This window comes from Neisseria sp. HMSC065C04, assembly GCF_001815375.1.
GTDB lineage: Bacteria > Pseudomonadota > Gammaproteobacteria > Burkholderiales > Neisseriaceae > Neisseria > Neisseria flavescens_D.
Window position 1 is genome coordinate 171,852 of record NZ_KV820411.1, and the last position, 8,754, is coordinate 180,605.

General features: G+C 48.7%; 12 protein-coding genes and 1 pseudogene. 8 read left to right on the plus strand and 5 right to left on the minus strand.

From position 1 onward, the window contains the following. The first annotated feature begins 182 nt into the window (after nucleotides 1–182). A complete protein-coding gene (hemL, locus tag HMPREF3022_RS05925; RefSeq protein WP_070765255.1) occupies nucleotides 183–1,466 on the plus strand; it encodes a glutamate-1-semialdehyde 2,1-aminomutase in 1,284 nt (427 codons plus the stop codon). Nucleotides 1,467–1,544: 78 nt separating this feature from the next. Here hemL and HMPREF3022_RS05930 read toward each other — a convergent pair whose 3' ends face one another. Then, nucleotides 1,545–2,009 (minus strand): universal stress protein, encoded by a 465-nt coding sequence (locus HMPREF3022_RS05930; RefSeq protein ID WP_003680896.1) that lies wholly within the window; start codon nucleotides 2,007–2,009, stop codon nucleotides 1,545–1,547. A 186-nt stretch (nucleotides 2,010–2,195) separates the two neighbouring features. On the opposite strand from HMPREF3022_RS05930, the gene HMPREF3022_RS05935 reads away from it, so the two are divergent. The 7 genes from HMPREF3022_RS05935 to rpmG all read left to right on the plus strand — a co-directional run bounded on the left by HMPREF3022_RS05935 (nucleotide 2,196) and on the right by rpmG (nucleotide 6,949). Next, a complete protein-coding gene (locus HMPREF3022_RS05935) occupies nucleotides 2,196–2,972 on the plus strand; it encodes a tRNA threonylcarbamoyladenosine dehydratase (protein WP_070765256.1) in 777 nt (258 codons plus the stop codon). 1 nt (nucleotide 2,973) lies between these two features. Beyond that, entirely contained in the window at nucleotides 2,974–3,447 is a 474-nt protein-coding gene (locus HMPREF3022_RS05940; protein WP_070765257.1) for a hypothetical protein, read from the plus strand. 50 nt (nucleotides 3,448–3,497) lie between these two features. Next, nucleotides 3,498–3,959, plus strand: coding sequence for a hypothetical protein (locus HMPREF3022_RS05945; protein WP_070765258.1), 462 nt, complete (start codon nucleotides 3,498–3,500; stop codon nucleotides 3,957–3,959). 92 nt (nucleotides 3,960–4,051) lie between these two features. Further along, entirely contained in the window at nucleotides 4,052–4,954 is a 903-nt protein-coding gene (locus HMPREF3022_RS05950) for a segregation and condensation protein A (RefSeq protein WP_070765259.1), read from the plus strand. Further along, complete coding sequence (brnQ, locus tag HMPREF3022_RS05955) at nucleotides 4,951–6,279, plus strand: branched-chain amino acid transport system II carrier protein (protein ID WP_070765260.1); 1,329 nt, start codon at nucleotides 4,951–4,953, stop codon at nucleotides 6,277–6,279. Before HMPREF3022_RS05950 ends, brnQ begins: the two co-directional genes overlap by 4 nt. Before the next feature lie 250 nt (nucleotides 6,280–6,529). Continuing rightward, nucleotides 6,530–6,763 (plus strand): 50S ribosomal protein L28, encoded by a 234-nt coding sequence (gene rpmB / locus HMPREF3022_RS05960; protein ID WP_002216391.1) that lies wholly within the window; start codon nucleotides 6,530–6,532, stop codon nucleotides 6,761–6,763. Between the two features lie 30 nt (nucleotides 6,764–6,793). Further along, nucleotides 6,794–6,949 (plus strand): 50S ribosomal protein L33, encoded by a 156-nt coding sequence (rpmG, locus tag HMPREF3022_RS05965; RefSeq protein ID WP_003684373.1) that lies wholly within the window; start codon nucleotides 6,794–6,796, stop codon nucleotides 6,947–6,949. Here rpmG and HMPREF3022_RS11705 read toward each other — a convergent pair. The 4 genes and pseudogenes from HMPREF3022_RS11705 to HMPREF3022_RS11320 all read right to left on the minus strand — a co-directional run. After that, nucleotides 6,936–7,100, minus strand: a complete 165-nt coding sequence (locus HMPREF3022_RS11705; protein WP_168166413.1) for a hypothetical protein — start codon at nucleotides 7,098–7,100, stop codon at nucleotides 6,936–6,938. The two genes, rpmG and HMPREF3022_RS11705, sit on opposite strands and share 14 nt — an antisense overlap. A gap of 81 nt (nucleotides 7,101–7,181) precedes the next feature. Continuing rightward, nucleotides 7,182–7,403 carry a (Na+)-NQR maturation NqrM gene (gene nqrM / locus HMPREF3022_RS05970; protein WP_003680888.1) on the minus strand — a complete coding sequence of 74 codons (222 nt, stop codon included), beginning with the start codon at nucleotides 7,401–7,403 and terminating at the stop codon, nucleotides 7,182–7,184. A 17-nt stretch (nucleotides 7,404–7,420) separates the two neighbouring features. Next, nucleotides 7,421–8,488 carry an FAD:protein FMN transferase gene (locus tag HMPREF3022_RS05975; protein ID WP_083315827.1) on the minus strand — a complete coding sequence of 356 codons (1,068 nt, stop codon included), beginning with the start codon at nucleotides 8,486–8,488 and terminating at the stop codon, nucleotides 7,421–7,423. Between the two features lie 132 nt (nucleotides 8,489–8,620). Further along, a pseudogene (locus HMPREF3022_RS11320) lies at nucleotides 8,621–8,754 on the minus strand (NADH:ubiquinone reductase (Na(+)-transporting) subunit F); the annotation flags it as partial.

The following is an 8,754-nucleotide window of genomic DNA, read 5'->3' on the forward strand; positions in this document are numbered from 1 at the left end:
TGTTTCAATAGGTCGCGGATTATAGCACAAGCAGGAAAAATGTGGATAGAGTGTTTGTTTTTAAAGAATAATTTTGATTTTGCACCCGATTCTTATTTTGAAGCTTGGGCCGTCTGAAAAGGATTTGGTGTTAAAATGGCATCGATTTGATTTTCAGACGACCTCTTACGAAAGAATTGACCATGAACCGTAATGAAAGCTTGTTCAACCGCGCCAAAGCCATTATTCCCGGCGGCGTGAACTCTCCTGTGCGCGCATTCGGCAGCGTCGGCGGCGTGCCGCGCTTCATCAAAAAGGCAGAAGGCGCGTATGTTTGGGACGAAAACGGCACGCGTTATACCGACTATGTCGGCTCTTGGGGCCCTGCGATTGTAGGCCATGCCCATCCCGAAGTCATTGAAGCCGTGCGCGAAGCGGCATTGGGCGGTTTGTCGTTTGGTGCGCCGACTGAAGGCGAAATTGTCATTGCCGAAGAAATCGCCAAAATCATGCCGTCCGTCGAGCAGCTGCGCCTTGTCAGCTCCGGTACGGAAGCAACGATGACCGCCATCCGTCTGGCACGCGGTTTTACCGGACGCGACAAAATCATCAAGTTTGAAGGCTGCTACCACGGCCATTCCGACAGCCTGTTGGTGAAAGCAGGCAGCGGCCTGTTGACGTTTGGCAATCCTTCTTCTGCCGGTGTGCCTGCCGACTTTACCAAACACACTTTGGTACTCGAATATAACAATATCGCCCAATTGGAAGAAGCCTTTGCCCAAAGCGGCAATAACATTGCCTGTGTGATTTTGGAGCCTTTTGTCGGCAATATGAATCTGGTTAGGCCGTCTGAAGCCTTTGTCAAAGCCTTGCGCGAATTGACTGAAAAACACGGTACCGTGTTGATTTACGACGAAGTGATGACCGGCTTCCGTGTGGCGCTGGGCGGTGCGCAATCTTTGCACGGCATCAAACCTGATTTGACCACCATGGGCAAAGTGATCGGCGGCGGTATGCCTTTGGCGGCGTTTGGCGGCCGTAAAGACATTATGGAATATATTTCCCCGTTGGGCGGCGTGTATCAGGCAGGTACATTGTCCGGCAATCCGATTGCGGTTGCGGCCGGTTTGAAAACGCTGGAAATCATTCAGCGTGAAGGCTTCTATGAAAACCTGACTGCCTTGACCCAACGCCTCGCCAACGGTATTGCCGACGCGGCTAAAGCGCATGGCGTTGAATTTACGGCGGACAGCGTGGGCGGCATGTTTGGTTTGTATTTTGCCAGCCACACGCCGCAAAACTACGCCGACATGGCGCGTTCCAATATCGACGGTTTCAAACATTTCTTCCACGGTATGCTCGACCGCAATGTCGCATTCGGCCCGTCAGCTTACGAAGCCGGTTTTGTTTCCGCCGCGCATACGCCTGAGCTGATTGACGAAACCATTGCTGTGGCACACGAAGTGTTCAAAGAAATGGCAAAATAAAAGCTGAAGCTGTCATGTGAAAAAAGGCCGTCTGAAAAATATTCAGACGGCCTTTCGCTATTTTAAATAAACGCTTGATTATGCTTCTTCAGCTTTGCTACGGATAATCAGCAGAGGCAGGTGGCTTTGACGCATTACGGTCTCGGCGAAGCTGCCCATCAGCAGGTGCATCAGGCCGGTGCGGCCGTGTGTGCCGAGTACCAACAGGTCTGCGCCGTTGTTGTCGGCATAGTCAACCAAGTCTTGCGCCATTTCGCGCGCGCCTTTGTTGGCAACCAACAGGTGTTTCACGATGTTTTCAACGCCGCTTTCACGCGCTGTTTTTTCTGCGAAATCCAAAACTTCGTTACCTTGAGCCACTGCGGCGGCTTCGTAGCTTTCGTGTTGCAGGAATTCAGGAGCCAAAGCCATGTATTCGGCAGGGTTGGCAACGTGAACCAAAGTCAGTTGGGCTTTGTTGAGGCTTGCCAGTTCGGCGGCGTGTTTCAATGCATTGAGGGAAGTCTCGCTACCGTCAACGGCTACAACCAGATGTTTGTACATATTTATTCTCCTTTTGCGCCGAGTAGCGGCACTTTCGTTTAATATGAAATCAGAACTTGTCTGAATGTGAAACGATTATAAACTCTTTCGGGCGGGTACAACAGCCCATCTGCTTTCAAGTATAATGTCAGTCCGATTCGCCTGTGGCGTTTTTCATTAATTTATTGATATATCACAAGGTTACTTATGCAGGACGCCGCTTTTCTTTCTTCGCGCCGCTTTGGCGGCATTGCCAGACTTTACGGAGACGAAGCGCTGGTGCGCTTTTCGCGTGCGCATGTGTGCGTGGTCGGCGTCGGCGGCGTCGGTTCGTGGGCGGTGGAGGCTTTGGCTCGGAGCGGTATCGGTCGTTTAACGCTGATTGATTTGGACAACGTGGCCGAGTCCAATGTCAACCGCCAGTTGCACGCTTTGACCGATGATTTCGGTAAGGCAAAAGTTACTGCTTTGCGCGAACGCATTGCCCAAATCAATCCGCAATGCGAAGTGACGGAAATCGAAGATTTTGTTACCGAAGACAATCTGGACGAGCTTTTCAGACGGCCTTTTGACTTCGTCATCGACGCCATCGACCAAATCCGTGTCAAAGCGGCGATGGCGGCGTATTTCGTGCAACATAAACAACCGTTTATTATCAGCGGTGGCGCGGGCGGACAGAAAAATCCGGCTTTAATCCAAACTGCCGATTTAAGCCGCGTCACCCACGATCCGCTGCTTTCCAACTTGCGCTACACCTTGCGCAAACGCTACGGCTTCAGCCGCGATACCAAAGAAAAAATGCGCGTGCCTTGCGTTTATTCAACCGAGAATATTACGCCGCCGCAATCCGGCGAAGCGTGTTCGACCGATGCCGCGCCGCAAGGTTTGTCCTGCGCGGGCTATGGGGCGAGTATGCTGGTGACGGCTTCGTTTGGATTGTATTGTGCGCAGGCGGCGGTGGAGCATATCGCGGGGTGGAAGTGAGATGAATCGATTTTTTAAAGCCTACTTTATCAGTAGCCTGATTTATGCGGTTGTCTTCGGTTTGTTGATGTACGGTGTCGGTTTGCTGCTTACAGGATTCGAATGTTTTGATATTGACGCTGAAAATGAACAGCGTCTACAGTATTGTTCACGAGCTCATGAAATGTCGGCTTTTGAGAAAACGTCTTTGAAGTTTTTCTTCTTTCCGTTTTTATCTGTAATGTCATTGTCCCTACTCAATGCCGGCATTATGAAGTGGACCAAACGCTGTACAACTTTGACGACTCTTGCCTTGCCTATCATCGAATGGTGGATTGTTTGGTTTGTTTTATTACTGTGGGAGTGGAGTAGTCTGGATAGTAGTTGGACGGCAATAACGGGAGTTATTTTTTTTGGATTGCCTGTTTATGGCATGGCAGCAGTTCAAGCCCTGAATGTGTTGGACTCTTCTGCAAATGCCAATCAGAAAATTTGATGTGGGTTTAAGCCTTTTGAAATTTATTTTTTCAGACGACCTTTTTGCTTATGAACCGATTTTTTAAAGCCTACTTTATCGCCAGCCTGATTTATGCGGTATGGTTCGGTGTGTTGATGTATGCCGTCGATCCGATGTTTCTCGATGTGATGGAATGCAATACGTTGCCCAGCGATTATTTATGTGTGCAAAGCGGTTATAACCGCCCATTCACCACTTTTCTTTATCCGTTTCTGTCCGTCATGATATTCAGCCTTTTACACGCCGGTATCATGAAATGGCGCAAACGCCGTTCGGTTAAAATGATTTGGCTTTTGATCGGCTGCGAAAGTTTGCTGTTGTTGGCTTTGATGGTGGCGATGCTTGCGAGGGATGGTTTTGTGTTTTCCCGCGATATTGGCTCGGTACTGACGGGTACGGTTTTCGCCAGCCTGCCGCTGTTGGGTATGGCCTTGGCCCAGACCTTTGCCGTCGCCATTGTTTCTTTGCAAATCAATCGTAAAAAACGCTGATTTTTATATTAAAAACGGCTTGTCCTCGTTTCAGACGGCCTTTTATTGATGAAACTTCTTACTAAACTTAAAAAGAAAAAGACCCTTTAACCATGCCTTCAGAACACCTTATTTCTTCCACTGCCGCAACGCCGTCTGAACATACCGTTGCGTGGGTGTTCGGTCAGCCTGTCACCGATGTGCCGCAGGATTTGTTTATTCCGCCTGATGCGTTGAAGGTGGTATTGAGCAGCTTCCAAGGGCCGTTGGATTTGCTGCTGTACCTTATCCGCAAGCAAAATATCGATGTCCTCGATATTCCGATGGTGAAGATTACCGAGCAGTATCTGCACTATATTGCCCAAATGGAAGCGTATCAGTTTGACTTGGCAGCGGAATACTTGCTGATGGCGGCGATGCTGATTGAAATTAAATCGCGCCTGCTGTTGCCGCGTCCTGAAGAAGTTGAGGATGAAGAGGCGGATCCGCGTGCTGAGTTGGTGCGCCGTCTGTTGGCCTACGAACAGATGAAACTGGCGGCTCAGGGCTTGGATGCGTTGCCGCGTGCCGGACGTGATTTTGCTTGGGCGTATTTGCCGCTGGAAATTGCGGTTGAAGCGAAGTTGCCGGAAGTGTACGTTGCCGATTTGACGCAGGCTTGGTTGGGTATTTTGTCGCGTGCCAAGCATACGCGCAATCATGAAGTGGTGCGGGAAACCATTTCCGTGCGCGCGCAGATGACGGCGATTTTGCGTCGTTTGAACGAAAGCGGTATCAGCAAGTTCAGCGATTTGTTTAAGCCGGAGCAGGGCGCGACATATGTGGTGGTCAATTTTATTGCATTGCTGGAATTGGCTAAAGAAGGCTTGGTGCGTATCGTACAGCCGGAAAATTATGGTGAAATCGAAATCAGCCTGAAAGACGGTTTGGAAATAAACGAAGCCGAAATGCTTTCAGACGGCCTTGAAGCCGATGAAACCGATAACGGGTATTTGGAAAAAGAGAATTTAAGATGAATTCGACGACAAGTCGCAGCAAAGCCTCTTTATGGGCGGTGGGCTTGATGCTGTTTGCGCTGTTTTTCGGCGCGGGTAACTTAATTTACCCGGCTTATTTGGGGCAGCAGGCCGGCGAAAACTGGCTTTTGGCAATGTTCGGCTTTTTGCTGACCGGGGCGGGGTTGCCATTGTTGGGCGTGATTGCCGTCGGCTATTCCGGCTCGCGCGATGTGGAAGCATTGGCCTCCCGTGTTGCGCCTTGGTACGACGTGACTTTTGCCACTGCGCTTTATCTGGCAATCGGCCCTCTGTTTGCCATGCCGCGTACGGCGACAGTGTCTTTTGAAACCGCGATTTCCCCTTTCATTGATGAATCTTGGAAAAACATCGCATTGGCAGTATTCAGCCTGGTGTTTTTCGGCATGACTTATTGGCTGTCGATTTCTCCGGGGAAACTGGTTGATCGTATCGGTAAAATCCTTACGCCCGTTTTGTTGCTGGCAATTGCAATATTGGTCGGCTATGCCGCTATTAACCCGATGGGCGTGCCGCAGGCGGCACAAGGCGATTTTGCCACTCATCCGTTGGTTAAAGGCATTTTGGAAGGCTACGGCACCATGGACGCGCTGGCTTCGCTGGTGTTTGCCATTATCGTCATTGATGCTGTTCGCGCCATGGGTGTGGACAACCGCGCGGACTTGCTGAAAACAACGACGATTTCCGGTGTGTTGGCGGCTTCTTGTTTGGCAGTGGTTTACCTGTTTATCGGCTATATGGGCGCGACAGGTGTGGCAGGTATCGGCTTGCAGGAAAACGGCGCGTTGGTTTTGTCTAAAACCGCACAGCACTATTTCGGTACGGCCGGTATTGTGTTGCTTGGCGTCATGGTGTTGCTTGCCTGTCTGAGTACGGCGGTTGGCTTGATTACTTCATGCGCCGAATATTTCAACCGTCTTTGCCCGGGTATTTCTTATAAAATCTTTGTGATACTGAATACGGTGGTGTCTATCCTGTTGGCCAACAAAGGCCTGTCAGCGATTTTGCAGTTTTCCATCCCTATGTTGATGCTGTTGTATCCGCTGACCATCGTCATCATTCTGCTGGCCTTGACAGATAAACTGTTTGGCGGCGGCCGTATTGTCTATTTCTGTACCATGATGGCGGCCCTTGTAGTCGGTCTGATCGATGCCTATAAGGCCGCGTTTGGATTGGATGCCGATACCGCCGCCGCCATCGAGCGCGCATTGCCGTTTTACAATATCGGTTTAGGGTGGGTTGTTCCTTCTTTAGCCTGCTTTATACTCGGCTGCATTTTGAATGCGGCGTTGAAGAAAAAAGCATGACGATAAACAGGCCGTCTGAAATGTTCAGACGGCCTGTTTATTTCACCGACCATGCAAACGACAGATGATTTTTTTAAAGAAATCCGTTATAATTGAAAAGTTAAGGCTTTGCGAAATACCGTTTCGCAGATGCAACATATTGAGAAGATTTATTTCCACAAATCCCGTTTTTTCAGCAAACGACTTGAACTGAAGGCAGATTTCGTGGTATAAATCGCGTTTTACTATTTTAGAAGTTTGGAGACTAACCATGGCACGAGTTTGCAAAGTGACCGGTAAGCGCCCGATGTCTGGCAATAACGTATCACACGCCAACAACAAAACCAAACGTCGTTTTTTGCCTAACTTGCAATCACGTCGTTTCTGGGTAGAAAGTGAAAACCGCTGGGTTCGCCTGCGCGTTTCTAACGCTGCATTGCGCACCATCGATAAAGTAGGCATTGATGTCGTATTGGCTGATTTGCGTGCTCGCGGCGAAGCTTAATTTAAACACCATTAATTAAGGATTACTGCAATGCGCGATAAAATCAAACTGGAGTCCAGTGCTGGTACTGGTCACTTCTACACAACTACTAAAAACAAACGTACGATGCCTGGCAAACTGGAAATCAAAAAATTTGACCCAGTAGCCCGTAAACACGTTATTTACAAAGAAACTAAATTGAAATAATCCAGTTTCTTCCAAGAAAAAGCTCCTGTTTTGCAGGAGCTTTTCTTTTTGTTTTCTGATTGGTTTTTTTTTTTGGGGCTTGTTTTAAATGTGTATGCAAGATATTTCTGGATTGCTTTGTAAGAGGCAAAATAAAAGAGCGTGCATCCATTGGGATTACGCTCTTTTATTTTTCAGACGGCCTGATGGGGGATAGACAGCCTTGAGTTATGAATAAACATTCAACAAAGACTTAATGATCGACCTTGATGCCTTGATTGTCGGAATGTTGTTTTTTATCCAGCTCTTTTTGCAAGGTATCGCATGGCGTGTCGCAATCACACATTTTCTTCATGCCGAGAGAGGAAATGCCGCCGCAGCTGCCTTTAATGGTGCGTTTGGAGAAGATATAGCCGACTGCCATACCGAGGATGACAATGATAAAAATGCCGAAAGTAAGGAGGAGGGTTTTCATGTGTGTATTCCTGAAGATTAGTTTAATAATTTCTTGAATGCGCTAGACATTTTAGTATGGTAGCCGCCTTGCGGGGTCCGGATGATAAGGAAAACGGCGAGATTTTCTTGCTCGGCAAGTTTAAGTGCTTCAGTTTCTCCGAGAACGAACAATCCGGTGGAAAGGCCGTCTGCAAGTGTGGCGTTTTCTGCTACTACGCTGATGGAAGCAAGGTTGTGGCTGATGGGTTGTTTGGTTTTAGGGTTGATGATATGGGAAAGGCGGCGGCCTGACTTATCGACATGGAAAATGCGGTAGTCGCCGGATGTGGCCAGTGATTTATTGTCCAATGGAATGGTGATTTGTGTGGCGCCGCCTTGAACGATATTGGGCTGCTCGATGCCGATACGCCAAGGGTTGCCTTGCGCATTGTGGCCTTTACCATGCAATTCGCCTCCGATTTCTACCAAATAATTGCCGATATTGAGTTTTTCAAGTTCAGCGGCGGTTTTATCCACGCCAAAGCCTTTGGCGATGGAGGATAGGTCTAAATAGACTTCGGGATGGGTTTTCGTCAGTGTAGGCTGCTGGCCGTCTTGGGAAAGTTTGAGTTTGTCTGTACCGACCATTTCTGAAGCATGTTGGATTTCTTGTGCAGTCGGTTCGTGCGTGATTTCTTTTTGCGGACCAAATCCCCATAGGTTGACCAAAGGGCCGACGGTTACGTCCAGTGCGCCGTGCGTCAGTTTGTTTAAACGCAAAGCTTCGCCGGTCACATAGGCAAAGTCTTGGGAAATGGGCATGGCCTGATTGACGGTGCGCAGCTGGTTGAATTGGCTGATTTCGGAATCGGTCTGGTAGGTAGACATTTGCCGATTGACTTCTTTAAGCGCGTCATCAATACGTTTTTGTATTTCGGCAGGGGAGGGGAGTTTGTCTTGGCCGTCTGAAAGATATTTGACGGTATAGGTCGTGCCCATGGTCTCGCCTTGCAGGGTAATGGTTTGTTGTTTTTCAGGTTGGCAGGCAGAGAGTGTGAGTGCGGAAAAGATGGCAACGGTGCAACCGATTATCGGACGGTAAAACGAATTGGAAAGAAACAGCATAAGGGATTTGCGGATTATTTTTTGAAGCCTTTATTGTATCGTAAAAGAAAGGTTCAGGCCGTCTGAAAGTATGGTTTTCAGACGGCCTGGCAATAAAAAAGGAAGAAACCGAAGTTTCTTCCTTTTTGTCTGTTAGCCGCCGAAATCGTCCAAGAGGATGTTTTCGTCTTCCACGCCCAAGTCTTTGAGCATTTTGATCACGGACTGGTTCATGATTGGAGGGCCGCACATGTAGAATTCGCAGTCTTCAGGTGCTTCATGGTTTT